The sequence below is a fragment of the Anaeromyxobacter diazotrophicus genome (assembly GCF_013340205.1).
GTDB lineage: Bacteria > Myxococcota > Myxococcia > Myxococcales > Anaeromyxobacteraceae > Anaeromyxobacter_A > Anaeromyxobacter_A diazotrophicus.
Genome location: NZ_BJTG01000003.1, coordinates 213,946 through 229,718, shown reverse-complemented (window position 1 = coordinate 229,718; position 15,773 = coordinate 213,946). Strand labels below are relative to the sequence as shown.

15 protein-coding genes are annotated in these 15,773 nt (G+C 67.5%); 1 reads left to right on the top strand and 14 read right to left on the bottom strand.

What is annotated here, in order from left to right; all coding sequences use genetic code 11:
* Positions 1-9: 9 nt before the first annotated feature.
* The 11 genes from HWY08_RS07045 to trbB all read right to left on the bottom strand — a co-directional run bounded on the left by HWY08_RS07045 (position 10) and on the right by trbB (position 11,550).
* Positions 10-1,410 carry an anti-phage END nuclease gene (locus tag HWY08_RS07045; RefSeq protein ID WP_176064155.1) on the bottom strand — a complete coding sequence of 467 codons (1,401 nt, stop codon included), beginning with the start codon at positions 1,408-1,410 and terminating at the stop codon, positions 10-12.
* A 637-nt stretch (positions 1,411-2,047) separates the two neighbouring features.
* Positions 2,048-3,229 carry a TrbI/VirB10 family protein gene (locus HWY08_RS21630; RefSeq protein ID WP_209005134.1) on the bottom strand — a complete coding sequence of 394 codons (1,182 nt, stop codon included), beginning with the start codon at positions 3,227-3,229 and terminating at the stop codon, positions 2,048-2,050.
* Positions 3,226-3,639 (bottom strand): conjugal transfer lipoprotein TrbH, encoded by a 414-nt coding sequence (locus tag HWY08_RS21625; RefSeq protein WP_503826542.1) that lies wholly within the window; start codon positions 3,637-3,639, stop codon positions 3,226-3,228. The genes HWY08_RS21630 and HWY08_RS21625 overlap by 4 nt, the downstream gene beginning before the upstream one ends.
* A 5-nt stretch (positions 3,640-3,644) precedes the next feature.
* Positions 3,645-4,724, bottom strand: coding sequence for a P-type conjugative transfer protein TrbG (gene trbG / locus HWY08_RS07035; protein ID WP_176064154.1), 1,080 nt, complete (start codon positions 4,722-4,724; stop codon positions 3,645-3,647).
* Positions 4,725-4,734: 10 nt separating this feature from the next.
* Positions 4,735-5,433 (bottom strand): VirB8/TrbF family protein, encoded by a 699-nt coding sequence (locus tag HWY08_RS07030; RefSeq protein WP_255499582.1) that lies wholly within the window; start codon positions 5,431-5,433, stop codon positions 4,735-4,737.
* A gap of 57 nt (positions 5,434-5,490) precedes the next feature.
* Positions 5,491-6,720 (bottom strand): P-type conjugative transfer protein TrbL, encoded by a 1,230-nt coding sequence (gene trbL, locus HWY08_RS07025; protein WP_176064152.1) that lies wholly within the window; start codon positions 6,718-6,720, stop codon positions 5,491-5,493.
* A gap of 44 nt (positions 6,721-6,764) precedes the next feature.
* Complete coding sequence (gene trbJ, locus HWY08_RS07020) at positions 6,765-7,457, bottom strand: P-type conjugative transfer protein TrbJ (protein WP_176064151.1); 693 nt, start codon at positions 7,455-7,457, stop codon at positions 6,765-6,767.
* A 13-nt stretch (positions 7,458-7,470) separates the two neighbouring features.
* Entirely contained in the window at positions 7,471-9,936 is a 2,466-nt protein-coding gene (locus tag HWY08_RS07015; RefSeq protein WP_176064150.1) for a VirB4 family type IV secretion/conjugal transfer ATPase, read from the bottom strand.
* Positions 9,937-9,946: 10 nt separating this feature from the next.
* Complete coding sequence (gene trbD / locus HWY08_RS07010; protein WP_209005132.1) at positions 9,947-10,237, bottom strand: conjugal transfer protein TrbD; 291 nt, start codon at positions 10,235-10,237, stop codon at positions 9,947-9,949.
* Positions 10,234-10,572, bottom strand: a complete 339-nt coding sequence (locus tag HWY08_RS07005; protein WP_176064149.1) for a TrbC/VirB2 family protein — start codon at positions 10,570-10,572, stop codon at positions 10,234-10,236. The genes trbD and HWY08_RS07005 overlap by 4 nt, the downstream gene beginning before the upstream one ends.
* Before the next feature lie 33 nt (positions 10,573-10,605).
* Positions 10,606-11,550 carry a P-type conjugative transfer ATPase TrbB gene (gene trbB / locus HWY08_RS07000; RefSeq protein ID WP_235969503.1) on the bottom strand — a complete coding sequence of 315 codons (945 nt, stop codon included), beginning with the start codon at positions 11,548-11,550 and terminating at the stop codon, positions 10,606-10,608.
* A 1,018-nt stretch (positions 11,551-12,568) separates the two neighbouring features.
* Between trbB and HWY08_RS06995 the strand changes: the two genes are divergently transcribed.
* Positions 12,569-13,030 (top strand): toll/interleukin-1 receptor domain-containing protein, encoded by a 462-nt coding sequence (locus HWY08_RS06995; RefSeq protein ID WP_235969502.1) that lies wholly within the window; start codon positions 12,569-12,571, stop codon positions 13,028-13,030.
* Between the two features lie 307 nt (positions 13,031-13,337).
* On the opposite strand, the gene HWY08_RS06990 is transcribed toward HWY08_RS06995, so the two are convergent.
* The 3 genes from HWY08_RS06990 to HWY08_RS06980 all read right to left on the bottom strand — a co-directional run bounded on the left by HWY08_RS06990 (position 13,338) and on the right by HWY08_RS06980 (position 15,771).
* The gene (locus HWY08_RS06990; protein WP_176064147.1) at positions 13,338-13,820 is read right to left on the bottom strand and encodes a hypothetical protein; all 483 of its coding nucleotides are present in this window, start codon (positions 13,818-13,820) and stop codon (positions 13,338-13,340) included.
* A 475-nt stretch (positions 13,821-14,295) separates the two neighbouring features.
* The gene (locus HWY08_RS06985; RefSeq protein ID WP_176064146.1) at positions 14,296-15,258 is read right to left on the bottom strand and encodes a hypothetical protein; all 963 of its coding nucleotides are present in this window, start codon (positions 15,256-15,258) and stop codon (positions 14,296-14,298) included.
* Positions 15,259-15,426: 168 nt separating this feature from the next.
* A complete protein-coding gene (locus HWY08_RS06980; protein WP_176064145.1) occupies positions 15,427-15,771 on the bottom strand; it encodes a hypothetical protein in 345 nt (114 codons plus the stop codon).
* Positions 15,772-15,773: the final 2 nt, after the last annotated feature.

Sequence of the window (15,773 nt, the reverse complement as noted above, 5' to 3'; positions counted from 1 at the left end):
TACGCACGGCTATGTTTTCGAAAACAGTTTCACGTCGTGCCCTAGCGAGCGCAGGGCCTTGTTGGTGCGGTTGTTCCTCGGTGGGTAGTCGTCTGGACGCGCCCATCCAACGGCTTCCCCCAACGTACTCTGACCGAAGTGGGGAATACGGTACTGCTCGCTCGATACGCCCAGCCACAACCGCTCCTCCATGTCGCTTGGGCTTGTAGCCCAGAGGACGAACTCCAACACATCGCGCACCGTCTTACGCTTCGGCGACCGCTGATTCCATTGCCAGGCGCATAGACGGTCTACGCGTTGGTCGAGGGTCTCATGATGCTCGACGGGGAGCCCGAATTCGACGTTCTTCACCTGGCGCGCGTGCATTCTGAATGCGTTGACGTGCCGAAGGGCTTCAGTGAAGGACTGCAGATCCATCTTCTGCACGGCACTCTGGCTGAGGCGTCTCTGCATGTCCGGCGCGATATGCCGTATGAAGTCTTCTTCACCGTAGCTATTCGTCGGCAGCGCTGCCCACCACGCCGCCGCCTCCTTCAAGGCAGCAGCAGGATTTGCCCGGTGCTTCTTGAACGAAGCCTCGACCTTCTCGATTCCCGATAGATCGTCGTCTTCATCCCCAACGCCTCCCCTAATGTAGTCGTAGTAGTACGCGTGAAGGAACTGGTCGAAGTGAATCACTGGATGCGCGTCTACGTCCACCCATTTCGGCCTGAGCCCGAGCGCTGCGAATTCCTTCGCGAGTCCTCTCATCAGCTGCAGCGTCGTCATCCATTCGCCCATAAAGCGTTTGAGTGCCCTATTCTCCTTGGCTCCTTTCGGCGGTTTCGCGATCAACCCGGAATTATCGGGTATGTGTTTGAACAGCTCCGTGAACTTGGCTTTGCGCTTGGCCACCACTTCATCGACCGCTCGACTCGATTCATGTAGCTTTTCGAGCTTCGCTATAAGTTCATCGGTTACCGGAGTGGATCGTACAGCAAGGTGCTCGAACAACCCTTCAAGTTCGGACCCCACGCCGTTGGCAGCAAGCTCCGCGTCCTCAAAGAACACGCCCGCCTCGATGTTGTTGAACCATGCCTTATCTGTCAGGTTAGCGGACCCTACGTACGCCCCGAACCCATGCCACCATATTACCTTCGGGTGGTAGTTCCCCTTAACCAAGCGCACTTGAGCACGCGACGGCCCCCACGCCAGCAGGGTCTTTAGGAACGAGATGCCGACGGCGCCGCTGTCGTCCAAGAGGCCGTAGAACACGAGCCGGGGCCCCTTCTCCTCGCATACCCGAAGAAGGGGATGATCAGAGCCGTGCGCGTAAGCGACCGCAGCTTCAACCTCGGTGCAGAACGCAGCCGCCTGAAAAGCAAGATTCGCGAGCAGCTCATTGTTCAGCTTCCCGAGAATGACTTTCATGTCCCCCTACCTGTTCCAGTCTTGCGGATAGCGGCTCTCGTTGCACGCAGCGTCGGGGGACGGCATTCGGCGAGCAGCGGCATCGCCGAGCGATCCCGGGGATGAGTAGTCTTCGGAGCTCCGCCACAGGGTCGGAGCGTATCAGGCCGACCTTGCAACGTCTTCGCCGAACGCCTTTGCCGGCCGGCGCTTCGATGCCGACTCGAGGCGCACGGTCAGGTGGCTCTCGGCCCCAACCGGCCGGTTACGCCACTTCGCAGATCCTGCTCACCTCGGAGCGCCGCAGCGGCGTCTCGCTGCCGTGGTGGCGCTGATGCCCACAAGTGCGGCGCATCGGCTACCCCGCGTTCCAGTTCGACGCGGCTCGATTCGTCCGAGATTCGCCCCAGGTCCTCGGCGCTCTCGCCGCGACGAGACGGACGCGTGGGCTCACCTGCGCTTCCTCTCGTCGCATGCTCGAGACAGGGCCCCGCGTGGCTCGATACCGACCTCAGCCATGGTCCAGCATACGGTGCACGGACGACCGCGTTTCCCGGTCGCGACGGGGCGTCTGCCCGCTTGTTCGTATTCGTCGCGTCCGTACTCTCCGCGGCGGCGGGCGCGCCTGACGGGCGATGGCGTACCCGCCGGCCCGCGGTCACTCCGTCCATGGCTCGAGGACGATGTCTTTCGTGACGAACACGTTAAAGCGGTAGCCCGGCCGGATCTCGAGCGTGGGCTGGACCTGGAGGTTGCGGCGGGCGAGCTCCGTTCCGAGGGCCGAGAACTGCTGCCCGAGCTGGGCTGCCGCGATCTGCCCCGGTGTGATGACTTCGCCCGGAGATGGACGAGGCTGGCTGAGCTGAGCTCCCGCCCCGAATACGCTCAAGAGGAGCGCTCCCCCGAACGCCTTCAGGTAGTGGTTGTTCACTTGATCGTGGAACCCGGCGTAGCCCTCACCATCGGCGCCGGGCATGCGTCCCAGCGCGAGCGTCGAGCCGTCGGGGAAGACGAGACGGTGCCAGGTCACGAGTACCCGCTCCTGCCCGACCGCGACCCGGCTGTCGTAGCTGCCAACGAGCTTCGCGCCCTGAGGCACGAGGAGATGGGCGCCGGTCGCGGTGTCCCAGACGTTCTCCCGGACCTGGGCGAGGAGTTGTCCGGGGAGATCGGAGTTCACCCCTCCGATCATGACCGCCGGGATGACGGCGCCCTCTTTGAGTTCGTACGGGGAGACGGCCCTCTCGCGCGTAGCTGCCAGATACGGGTCCCGCCGCTCTTCGACTCTCGGACGCGCTGCAGACGCGCGCGCGACCCTCTCCGCCGCGTATTCGGTGGACGCCGCTTCGTCGCGCGCCGAGAGCCGGCGCTCATGGGCCGGCCCGATCGGGATCGTGGTTGGGGCATTCAGGGCCGCCTCGAGCGCAGACTGCCTCGCCGTCTCGCGTCGAAGCCGCTCGTCGCGCGCCGTCGCGTCCTCTCGTGGCAAGGCCCGCTCTTCCGTCTCGACGAGCGGTAGATCCGGAACGATGACTCTCGACTGGGGGCGCGTGGCACCCGCGCTCTTCTGATCGAGGACGGCCCGCACGTTGTCCGGGATGTCGCGTAGCGCGTCCTCCGCACTGGCCGCCTCGGCGGCTTCGGTCTCGCCCCGCTCTCGTGATTCGGCGCGCCTCTGCGCTGCTTCCGCGCGCGCGTGCACGGTGTAGCCGATCACACCCATGACCGCGGTGAGGAACGCCATCGCGATGGCGAGCGGGACGCGATTGAGGCGCCGCCCAGCCGCCGGGGGCGCGAGGAGGATCGGAGATCTCTCCGGCCCGTCGTCGTCTCGGATCACGACGCCCTCCGCACCATACGCGGACCCGCAGCGACGAGCTTCCCCGCTCGCGTCCGCATGTACCACCTCGTCATGGCGACACCGGTGAGGTCTAGTTCGAGGAGATACCCGCCGCCCGCCCGGCGGAACGAGGCCCAGACCCTCCGCGCTGCGTTTGGACCGTACGCAGGGCCGAGGGCGTACCCGCTGCGCACGCACGTCCTCCGCAAGCCGCCGTTCAGCGGTTCCGTGTCGGAGTCGCGGGGGAAGACGATCACGCTCGTCGCGGGCGGCAGCTCACTCGACAGGAACTCGAACGCGTCGTCCACGAGGACGGAAGCGTCGGCAGAATCGATCGGAACCGTCACGAGCTTCGCCCAGTGCGTGCAGGAGAGGGCGGAAGCGGTGAGTGCCGCCACTAAGGTGCGCATCGTCGTCACCTCTCCTTCACGCGCACGGAGTCGTGGAGGATTTCGACGCGCTCCTCCTCACGGCCCAGCCCGGATACGAGCAGCGCGCGCTGGAGGACCTTGTCCACGACGTACTTGGTTCCTTGCTGGCGGTAGTTCACGAGGCCCCTCTCGTCACCCTTCCCCACCGTGACGAGCGCCGGCGCCTCGCCGCTTCGCATCGATTCGGGGAACTCGATGTACGTCTTCACCCCGTCCGTGTAGACGCGCAGCGGCCGCCAGCCGGGCTCGTCGCCGGTCATCTCATAGTGGAAGTCGAGCGCGCTCATGCTGCCGACGCCCGGGAGCGTCGTCGCTTTCCGCCGCTCCTCTTCCTTCTGCTGCGTGAAGAGAAAGACCTGCCGCGCTTCCTCCGGGTAGGAGAACGCGACCCGGGGCATCCACTCGCGTGGGTGGGCCACGAGCCGTACGACGTACGTCCGGCGGTCCGTGAGGACGAGCAGATCCGTCTCGACGTCCGGCTCGGCGGGCTTGACGAGCACGTGAGTGATCGCGCCGCCGGGTCCGCCTGTGCCGAGGGTGACCTTCCAGCGCACGGGATCGCCGACGTGGACCTCGGCGACGCGCTCACTCGGCTCGAGCGTCAGGTCACAGACGTGGAGGGGCGTACAGATGACGCTCGGTAGCGAGGTCCCGTACGTGTAGACGACCGCGCCCGCCTCTCCTCGCGCCGGCGACTCCGCCCCGTCCACCCATTCTGTCGACACCCGGAGCGCCGCGCGCTCCTTGGGATGGAGCTGTCTGGGAAGGCTCGTCCCCCCGTGCAGCCAGGGTTCCTCCTCGGATCGGCGGGGCGGGCTCTTCGTCCGCGCTGAAACGCCCTTCGGTCGTGCCACGGGGGCGGCAAGGCTTCGCTTCTCGTCGCCGCCACGCAGGCGCGTTCTCTCGAGCGGTAGGCGCGATGGAGCGAGCTCGTCGACTTCCGTTCCCTCCGCATTGAGCGCCGGGACGGCGCGCTTGGCCGGCGCCGGCGGTCCCGGATCGGCACTTGCGACGAGCGGAGCGAGGAGCGTGAAGGCAAGGAAGCCCATGGTGAGCGCGTTCATGGTGATCTCCTCACAGGCGCTTCGCCCAGGCGAAGCTCGACACGTAGATGCCGAGGGGGTTCTTGAGCACGGTCGCCTCGTCGGTCGGCGGGCTCACGACGACGGTGAAGGTCCCCTGCCACGTCTCCGCGGCGAGGACGCGGCCGTCGCGGGAGCGCACGGTCTCGTCCCACTCCACACGCCAGGTCTCGCCGGTGAGCGGCAGCACCGAGCGCACCACCACCGAGACGAGCTCCGTCTCGAGCCTCCGGAAGGGCGACCGCTCGCGGAAGTAGTCGTTCAGCGTGCCGCGCGCGGCGCTGTTGCGGTTGATGGCGCCGTACGCCTCCTCGATGAGAGCCCGCTCGGCATACGGGTCCTGCAGGACCGTGCGGACGCACTCCACCAGCCGGGCAAGGTGGGCCCGGATCACGCGGCGATCTGCCGGAGCCGCCTCGTCAGCTCTCTTCACCGCGAGAGGCGCGCCGAGCTTGTCCACCTCGACGACGTACGGGACGACCCGGTTCTGGCGCGCGACGGCGTACAGCGCGACGACGGCGCCGCCCGCCACGAACACGGCCGCGAGCGCGAGCACGAAGAGCGCCCTCGCCCACGCCACATGGCTACCGTAGCGTTCGTTCCACTCCCGGCGCGCGTCGAGATAGACGTTCCGCTCCGAGTTCGACCCGAGCGCACACTCGTCGGAGCATTCCCGACCGAATTTCGACATGACACCCCCGTCCCCGGCGCCATCCGCCCCGAGCGGTCTCCCCGTTCGTCTTCCGAGCTACGCGTTCGGCGGCTTCGTGCCGGGCTGTGGGGCTGAGCTCCCGCCGGCGGGTGCTGGCTTCTTGTTCCGGTTCTCGAGCAGCTTCGCCTCGTCGCTCATGGCGAGGCCCATGCGCCCGAAGGCGTTCCCGTGGTGCGCCCCGGGGCGTCCGCCGAGGCGGTTCCCCACGTCCGCCAGCGCCGCACGCCCGAGGTTCCCCGCCATGAGCCCGGCCATTCTCCCCACGCGTCCCATCCCCGCTGGCGGCGCGGAACCTGCCGTCGTCGCCGACGCGAGCTGCTCCTTCGCGAGCTGGTACGCCCCACGCGCCGCGAGCCCCATGGACGCTCCCCCCGCAATCACCGCCCCCGCGCCGGCGGCGACTCCGGCGCCCGCCGACAACATCACCCCGGCCCCGCCTGCGAGCGATGTTCCGGCGACGAGCGACTGCACGAGCTGCGGGATCGCGTGCACGAGCGCGAGGAAGACGATCGCGGCCCCGACCATAAGGAAGAGGTCCACGTCCGAGGTGCCGAACTGGGTGAGGAACCCCATGATCATCGACTCGCCCAGCCCGACCACCAGCGAGATGACGAAGAGCTTCGCCCCGACGCTCACCGCGTAGACGAGCATCCGCAGCGCGATCTCCTTCGTGAACCGCGAGCCTCCGAAGCCCATGAAGAGGACCCCGGCCGAGGTGACGACGTACATCTCGACGAGCGCCACCACGAGCGAGGCGGCGATGAGCGCGAAGCAGATCACGACGACGAGCGCGGAGATGAGAAAGCCGAGGGAGTCGCCTGGGTGGAGGAAGGAGGCCTTCGACATGAGCCGCGCCGCGAGCGAGACGCCGGTCTCGAACACGTTGGACGGGCTCACCCCTGCGGTGCCCCCCGCGGCGGCTGTCGCGCCGTTCGCCGCGGTCCGGAAGCTCTCGACGATGGCTCCCGACCACTCCGCACTATGCGTGAGGAGGGTGTAGAAGAACCCGATGAAGAGGATTTGATTCACGATCGTCGACGCCCATTCGCCGAGGTCCGCTCCCTTGAAGGCGAGCCCGAACGCCGCGAACGTGAACTCGACGCCGGCGAGCAGCCAGAAGAGCCGGACGGCGTACGTGGTGAGCACCCTCGTCCACCCGCGAGCGTGATCGCGGTACACCCGCACGATCGCATCGAGGTGGTTGTTGAGCGGCGCGGTTTGCGCGAGCGCGTCTCCCGGCAGCATCAGCACGAGGAGAGCGGCCATCCCGACGAGGTACGCACCAGGCGAAATCTTCGCGCGCATGGGTCCTAGAAGCGCTCGCCGTCGTCCGGCGGTGGCGGTGAGGCGTTCGTGAAGTCGCGCATGGCCCCGCGCTGAAGATCGGCGCGGTCCTGCTCCGCCGCCCGGAAGTCCGCCTCGAGCTGCATCTGCATCATGATGAGCTGCCGGAGCTTCTGCGTCTGGCGGACCTGCTCCAGCGCGATCTGCTGACCGACCTGGATCGCCTGCAGCTGTCCTTCGACCGTCGAGCCAGCCCTCTCGAGGGACCGTATCGTGCCCGCCTCGGTCGCGAGCTCCTCGGAGTGGGCCCCCGCCACCCTGAGCGCCGCTCTGGCGCTGTCTCTCGTCTCGCGCGACCACTGGTCGTACTTCGCCGCCATGGCACCCGACCCGAGCCGCTGCGTGACGTACTGGGCGTACCCCGGGTACTTTTCCGCGAAGGCGGAGTCGAGATCCCGCGCCGTGTAGGCGAGGTGCTCGCCCTGACTCACGAGAGCCTGGAGGCGGGCGAGCTCCTGACCCGTGCCGGACCAGCCCGATCTCAGCTTCGCGACGTTTCGACGCGCGATGTCGAGCGTCTCCGTGACGGCTCGGAGCTGTTCCCCGAGCGTCTGCGCCTGCGCGAGGAGCTGCGCGAGGTTGAGCAGTTGGGTCGCTTCGGTAGCGTCACCGGTGACGATGCTCGCGGCGGCGCACACAGGTGCTGCGACGGCCGCCACGAGGACGGCGGCCCTACTCCACCTGAAGGTGCTCATAGGCCACCCCGTTCTCCTCGAGCCACTTGAACGGCCAGGCGTCTCCGTGTTCCGAGCGGAGCCGCGCGATCCGGGCGAGCCTCTCCTTGTCGCTCGCCGCCACGAAGGCGAGCGCGACGGGCCCGAGCCCGAGTTCGATGATCCGCCGCCCTTCCGGCGAGACGACGTAGTACTGGCGCTTCTTGGAGGCGGTCCGGACGATCTCGATCTGTGTCTCGTTGAGCCCGAAGCTCCGGTAGAGGTCGCCCGGGCCAGCGTAGCCCTCCCCTCCCGCTCGGTTCGCCTCCTCGTTCGGCAGGAAGATCTTCGTGGGACAGGCCTCCTGCAGGACGTCGACGAGGCCGCTCCTCGTCGCGTCGGAGAGGCTCTGCGTGGCGAGGACGACCGCGCAGTTCGCCTTCCGGAGCACCTTCAGCCACTCGACGAGCTTGGCGCGGAAGACCGGGTGCCCGAGGACGAGCCAGGCCTCGTCGACGATGAGGAGCGACGGGGCACCGGCGTTCCTGTGGAGGAGCCGCTCGAAGCGGCGGAAGAGGTAGAGCAGCACGGGAAGCACCGCGGCTTCCCCCATGCCCATGAGCTCTTCCACCTCGCAGACCTGGAACGAGCCGTCCACGAGGCCGTCCTCGCGGCTGTCGAGGAGGTGCCCCAGCGCGCCATCCACCGTGTAGTGCGCGAGCGCAGCCCGGAGGTCCTCGTCCTGGACCGTGGTCACGAAGTCCGTGAGCGACCGGTGCGGGCTTTCACGCATGAGCCGGACAGCGCGGTGGACCTCCTGCGCCTGCTGCGGTGTCGGGCGCCTCTGCGCCCGGAGCTCGTACGCGGACGCGATCCACTCCTCGGCCCAGGCCGCATCCGAGTCGGCCGTGAGCTCGCCGAGCGGGCAGAAGGCGACGGAGCTGCCATCCCCGGCGATGTCGTAGTGCCGGCCGCCACAGGCGGAAGCGAGCGGGAGGAGGCTGCGGCCCTTGTCGAAGGCCCAGATAGTCGCCCCCGCGTACCGGCGGAACTGCGCCGCGATGGTGGCGAGAAGGACTGATTTTCCCGAGCCCGTCGGCCCGAAGATGAGCGTGTGCCCGACGTCACCGACGTGGAGGTGGAAGCGGAAGGGAGTGGCGCCGGTGCTCCGGGCGTGGAGGAGCGGGGGTGATTCGCGCGGGAAAAGCGGCGAGGGACAGCTCTCCCGGCCCGCCCACACGCTCGCGAGGGGCAAGAGATGAGAGAGGTTCCCGGTGTGCAGGAGCGGCCGGCGGATGTTCGGGACCCCGTGACCCGGCAGCGACCCGAGGTAGGCCTCGAGCGTGTTGAGCTTCTCGATCCGGGTCGCGAAGCCTTCCCTCTGAATCTCGCGGGACACGACGCGCGCGCGTTCGAGCAGCGCCCCCAGCTCCTCGTGCATGAGGACGATGACCGGCGTGTAGTAGCCGAATCCGACGAGTCCCGAGTTCGCCTGGGCGGTCGCCCGCTCGGTCTCCGCACCCATCAGCACGGCGTCCTCGTCGAGAACCCCGTCGGTGCGGAAGACTTGCGCGAAGAAGCCGCGAGTCTTCTGCTTCCACCTCCGCCCGTAGGACTCGAGTTCGCGGACGGCCTCCCGCTGATCGAGATGGATGAACCGCGACGAGAACCGGAACGGGATCGCGAGCTCGTCCAGGACGTCGAGGATCCCTGGGTAGGACTCCGCCGGGAAACCTTCGATCGCCACGCACGCGATGTGTTTCGTGCCGAGCTTCGGGTGATCGCCCGTGGTGAGGTCGAGCCCGCCCATCACGGCGTCGAGGTACATCCCGCCAGGCGGGAGATTCAGGGGACGCGGCTCGCCGGCGAGGCACCCCTGGAGATAGTTCACGAGCTCGTCTTGCCGATGCCGCCGCCCGTGCCGGTCCGTCACCGTGAACGAGCCCATGCGGCGGAGCGCGAGCACCGCCGAGAGGAGGTCCTCCACCTCACCGAGTCGGCGCTCGAAGAGCTCGAGGACTCGGTCCGCCGCACTCGGACCCTCCCCTTCGCCGCTATAGACGAGGTCGAGGATCTTGCGACCCTGGCGAGACGGCGGCGTGTACTGGACGAGGAGCGCGTGCTCGCAGGCGAATTGCTGTCCAGCTGCCAGGAACCGACGCCGCTGCTCCTCCTCGATGAGTCGCGTCACCGGGTCAGGAAAGTGCGAGGCGTCCCGCCGTGGGTACTCGGCCGCGGCGAGACGGGTCACGTCGTGCCAGGTCGCGAACCCGCTCCCGAGTCGCGTCATCGCGGCGTTGACGCGCTCCGCGACGTAGTTCCGTTCGCCCGCGGTGGCGCTCTCGAGGTCCTGCCCCCGGTAGAAGAAGCCGGCGAGGAGCGAGCCGTCCTTGCCAAGAACGACGCCGTCCGCGACGAGCGCCGCCCAGTTGAGGAGGTCCGAGAATCCCTCGGCATGGCTCCGGAACAGCTTGAGCGCGAGCACGGGCACCCTCTCAGGCGCGGCAGAACGGCCGCGAACGCGCCGGGTAGTAGTGAGCGTGGCGCAGGTGGCGGAGGTAGATCCGCGACAGGCGGGGATCTGCCTTCGCCATCTCCCGCAGGAAGTGGCTCACCCCGAGCCACAGGATCGAGCACACGGCCGTGGCGACGAGATTCGCCGCGGACACGGCCAGACCGCCGAGCGCGAGCAGCGTGAGGAGCATCAGCTCCCGCTCGGCGCCGAGGAGGAGTGCCGGCCGGTGCAGCGCGCGGCAGATGGGGGTTCTAAGCAGGACCTCGCTCACGGGAGGCCTCCCGCCACAGGGACGAGAGCTCCGTAGTTGAAGAGGCCGGTGAGGATGTTCGCGGCGAACGCGATCATCGCCACCACGAGGACGAGCATGATCGCCCTCCGCACGAACTCGTTGATCTCCCCACCGAAGACGAGCATCGCCCCGCACACGACGACTCCGAGCAGCGAGATCGCGAACGCGACCGGCCCCTGGATCGACCTCGTCAGGGTCTGCAGCGGCCCTTCCCAGGCGAGGCCCGCCCCCGCCTGTGCCGCCCACGCCAGTCCAGGCGTGAAGAGGACCACCACGGCCGCGAGCGCGGCCGCGCCGAAGAACATCTTCCGCATGTCGTATCGCTCCTTCCTGTCGGTGTAGTGCAGCTAGGCTGCCGGCTCGAGCACGTACCGCTGCGTTGTCGCGTCGTAGTCGAGGACGGCCATCATCTCGGAGACACACCGCTTCTCGGCCCGCTTCTCGACGAACATCACGAGGTCGACCGCCTCCGCGATGAGGCGCTCCGTCCGCCCCGTGTTCGCTTCGGATGCGAGTTGCTCGAGCCGCCACAGGCCCGCTTCAGCCGAGTTCGCGTGCACGGTCGCACAGCCGCCCGGGTGGCCCGTGTTCCAGGCCTTGAGGAGCGCGAGCGCCTCCGCGCCGCGCACCTCGCCCACCACGATCCGGTCAGGGCGGAGCCGCATCGTCGCCTTGAGAAGTCGCAGCATGTCGACGGTGGTCGTGGTTCGAAGCAGGACGTGGTTCGGCGCGGAGCATTGGATCTCCGGCGTGTCCTCGATGACGACGAGGCGATGCCCGGGGTGGCTCAACGTCATCTCGTGGACGATGCCGTTCGCGAAGGTCGTCTTCCCGCTCCCGGTTGCTCCCACGACGAGCACGTTCCTTCGCTCCGCCACTGCTCGACCCAGTGCGGCCCGCTCCGTCGATGTCATGACGCCCTGGGTTACGAAGTTGTCGAGCGTGAAGATCCGTGAAGCCATCTTGCGGATCGTGAAGATCGGCGCCGCCGCCACTGGCGGCAGGAGCGCCTCGAACCGGCTCCCATCGAGCGGCAGCTCGCATTCGAGAATGGGCGTCTCCCGCGTCACCGCGGTGCGGAGGGATGCAGCCACAGTGGCGAGGAGGGATTCGGCCTGGCTCGCGGACATCGTCCCGAACGGCTTCATCCGCTCCCCGAGGCGCTCGACCCAAAGCCTTCCATCCGGATTCAGCATGATCTCGATGACGCGGTGGTCATCGAGGGCCCTACAGACCTCCTCACCCAGTTCCCGTCGAAGCTTTTCGCCAACGCGGCGCGACCGCTCGTCCACGGCGCGCCTGTGCCGGGCTGCGAGCGCGAGTTCCCCGACCGTAACTACGGGCTGCGTATCGACGGGCTGCGAACCCGGTGCGAGAGAGCCCGGCCCAACGGGCTGACCAGCGGGGGTCTGCGGTGTCGGGCGTGCCGTCTCGCACGGGCTTCCGTGCTTCGCGTCGGCGTGCATGAGGCGTCGCTCTGCACGCGGCGGTCCAGCCGCGATCCCGCTGATGATCGGCCCGCGGCGGGTCAACGATGCGCCGGCTAGTGCTGCCCGGCGGACCACCGGGCCGCAGCGCGGACCACGGGGCACTTCCTCGAACGCTGCTCGAAAGGTGAAGGGGGTCGTGTAGCCGTCCCGGCCAGCAGGAACCTCGAATTCCGGAAGCGTCGGGACTCACCTCGGTCGCGAGGCTCTCGCTTCGGGAGGTAGCCGCCCCGTCGATCCAAGCGACCGCGGCGTTGCCACCTGCCGTGCCACGTACGTGCAACCCGGGAAGCCCGAACTGACAAGGGCTTGGAGTCTCGGGGAGACAGGATTCGAACCCGGCCGGCGCTGTTCGGACAACCACGCGACGACCGACGCCTTTTCGTCGTTTTTCCTGTCCAGACGGCCGGTTCCGGGTTCAGTCCTGTGCCCCGGTATTGCCCACCCGTCCCCCTTGTTGCCCCCGCAGTTGGGAGACATTCAGGAGACGCTTCCAGCCAGCGCACCGTAACCGCCCGGCGATGGACGTCTGGCAAGCGTGATGCCCGCCAAAGATCCTCGCTGCTCTTACCTGGTAGCCGGTATCATCCGCGATATGGCTAGATGCACAGCACCAGTAAATGGACATCGCTCAGCGAGCGCTGCAGCGGCGTGCCCTGCATGCCGCGGTGGCCGCTACAGAGGCTACGGGTCATACTCCTCCCCGTCCTACTACCCGTCGCAGAGCACCGGCGGCAGCCTGAGCAGTGTCGGCGCGTCAGGCAGCAGCGGAAGGCCGCGCTGGTCGCGAGCAGGCTCGTCCGTGGTGTATTCGCCTGCCGAGGTGCGGGCACTCACGCCGATCCGCAACAGCGTCGAGAAGCGAGCGTCCCTGCCTGACCCTCGGGACGTCTTTCTCTGCCATGCGTGGGACGACCGGGGAGGAGCCGCCAAGGAGCTTCACGACCTGCTCGTTTCGCGAGGTGTCTCGGTCTGGTTTAGCGAGAAGGACGTGGCCCTCGGCACGTCGTTGCTCCGCGAAATCGACAAGGGATTAGCGAAGTCGCGAGTCGGTATTGTGCTAGTGACCCCTGCGCTGTTGGGGCGCGTTCGAGGAGAGGGCATCGCCGACAAAGAGCTTTCGGCACTCCTAGCGCGTGACCTGCTCGTTCCCATCGTGCACGGCACGACGTATGAAGCTCTCCGCGAAGTTAGCCCCCTGCTCGGCTCGCGAAGCGGCCTGAGCACTGCAGAAGCGTCCATGGCAGACGTCGCGGCCAAGCTAGCCGAGCTGGTCACGCTCTAGCCTCATCGCCGGCCTGACTGGCCCCACGTCGCACAGGCCCCCGCTCCCGCCGCTGGCGAACGGCGCGACTCGGCCGTCGATGATGGCCACCGCCATCCGTTAGAACGCGGAGGATCACTTGCTGCGATCACGCACGCCAGCCGTCCATCGTTGGGCGGTTACAGCGCACCGGGTCGAGTCACTCTACCTGCACGACCCGCAGGCCACGGCCTTCAAGGTGCCCAGAACACCCGTGGCGCTCCGTGCACCACCGCACGGCGCTTGACCAAGGTCGCCGCGCGTCCGCTCCGTGACGTCCGGGGCACCCCTACTCCGTCGTTCGCTCGCCGCCCGGCTCAATCCCAACCTTCTCGAACTGCTTTCGCAGCCTGCGCACGTGGGAGCGAATGTGGAGGAAGAGTGCCCACTCCTCCTCGGTGAGGACGTCGGGTCCGACGTCGGGTTCGTAGCGGGAGTAGTCGGCGCGCCTGACTAGTTCGATCAACGCCTGATCCGCGAGGTACGCCTTCCCTTTGAGGACTCGGTGCATCTCCTTCAACGGGAAGTCCCCCTCGAACTGGAGCGCTGCGGACGTGCTCATTCCTTTGTCGAACAGCGCCGCCGCTGCGGCCCTCGCGCTTCCCCCCTTGAGCTTGCGGCCCGCCCGGCGCAGACGCTGCCGAAGGTGCCCGTGCATGATGAGCGTCGCCGATTCAAGGTGGGTCGTCAGCCACATCGCGTCTAGCGGAGCGTACAGCTGTTCGTAGCGGCGCCGGACGAGTTCACACCGGCGGGCGCGCGCCTTCAGCACGAACGCGGACAGCCCCGCTCCTACGCCGGCAGAGGCGGCGTACTGCCCACTCGCAGGCGACTTTCCTGCGGAAGGAAGGGCACACGATGAAGACAAGGCACACGCGTACCGCTCGCCGCGCTCGCCCCGTGTACCGCTGCACGTTTTCGTGGACGCTAACCTGCTCGCGATGCGGCGCTCAAGCCGACGCGAAGGGTGACGGACTCCTTCCGACCTTCCCGGAGCAGCTGCCCGCGGGGTGGGTGTGCGATCTCGGCGATAAGCGGGCTTGGCTGAACGCAGCCGGAAAGCAGATCCCGCTCTTCGATACCGGGTTCGTGCTGGCGTGTCCGGCGCTCTACTGCTCACGCAGATGCGCCCGCGCCTCCGGCGCTAAGGGGCCCGTCAAGGCGGCACCACGCACGCAGAGAGTGCCCCGCCCCACCGCGGAGTAATGGGGCGAGGCGGCGTCCGTCGCTTCCACATCGAGGTTCGACTACATCCCAAACGGACACAACGCTGGAGCGCAATCCGCGCACGGCGTGCCCCGTCCAGCGCATGTGTCGCCCCGAGCGAGGCGGTTGGACTTCGAGCAGAACGCGTACAGCGCCTCCTGCACGAGTCTCGGAGAGTAAGCGGGCAGGTCCGGGTGAAACACGCGCAGGTCGATCAGAGCAGCTTGTTCCCGTACCCACCGCTCGCGCGCGTTGTAAGTCCGGGGCCCGCCCGGCGTACGAAGAGAATCGACAGCACGCGCCACGTTCGTGTCCACGACCACGAGCTCGTTGCCGTCTATCTCAGGGAACCAGGGCGTGAGCCCCGGAGCGAGCGCCGGAGTCGAGAGCGAGCTCACGAACATGCTCGCGAGCTTGCGCCCGACCCGATGCACTGCTGCGAAGCGCTGAACGAGAAGCTCAGCCCTCTTCGTCGGCGACGGCTCCTCGCGACAAACCTCTTCAAGCAGCGCTTGCATCCCGCCGCCCCGCCAACAACGAAGCCACGCCGATGTCGGCAGCTTGCCCATGTCCCCCATGCGTTTGAAGACGCGCGTCGCGTCCTTCACATGACACGCGATACCTGGGCATGTGCCGCAGTCGATGACCTGACCGTTCTTCGAAACATCACAACCCTCGAAGGCCTCGACGGACCCCAGCGCCCGGCAAGCGTGGCTCGAGATTGCCCGTTTCACGGTCCCCACGTCGGCGACGACGCGAATCAACCTGCGCTGCATGGAGCGCTGCTGGCGCATGATCACGACATCGCGCAGCGCCTGATACATCGAGAGGGTGACGAAGAGACGGAATACGGCTCGGTCACTTCCGGCCGCCAGCTCATCGCGCTGTACCGCGAAAGCACCGACGCGTTCTGGATCGCAGTAGAAGGGCACGCCATCAGTCCGCCCGGTTTCGAAGTACCAGCGGATGATGCGCCTCGTCTCCATCTGCTCGCCCGTGATCATTGCGCCTTCATCCAAGCGCGACGGTCCTCCGCGTACGGGGGCGCAGGATGACGCTCTTGGACTACCGCCGCGAGCGGTGGTTGCCCGGGCGGTTGAGCCGTTTGTCACGTTTGCCGCTTTCCGTTCGAGCGCGCGGCGCGCCTGCGAGCTTCGGAGACGGTTCACAACCTAGTCAGCCAGAAGTTCTGCCGGCCCGACGGCATCGGAACGCACACGGGCGGCGACCATGACCAATCCTTGGTTCACGAAGTGCTCCATGAGGCGAACTGGCGTCTGGCAGTCCGGGTAGAGCGCAGCAAGGAGTGCGCGGATCTCGCCGCTCTTGTCGAAGTTGCCGGCCGCCCACTGCGTAGTGCGGTCTTCGGTGACGCCCTCGGGCAGCTTTGCGCGAATCGCGTAAGCCATGCAGAACCTGGCCGCGTCTTGGCCGTCTTGAAACCAGCCCTTCGCCTCCAGTTCGGTAAGTGCCCGCCGCGAGTCCGGCGTGAGGCCGATGGTGTCGAGATCGTTCATGG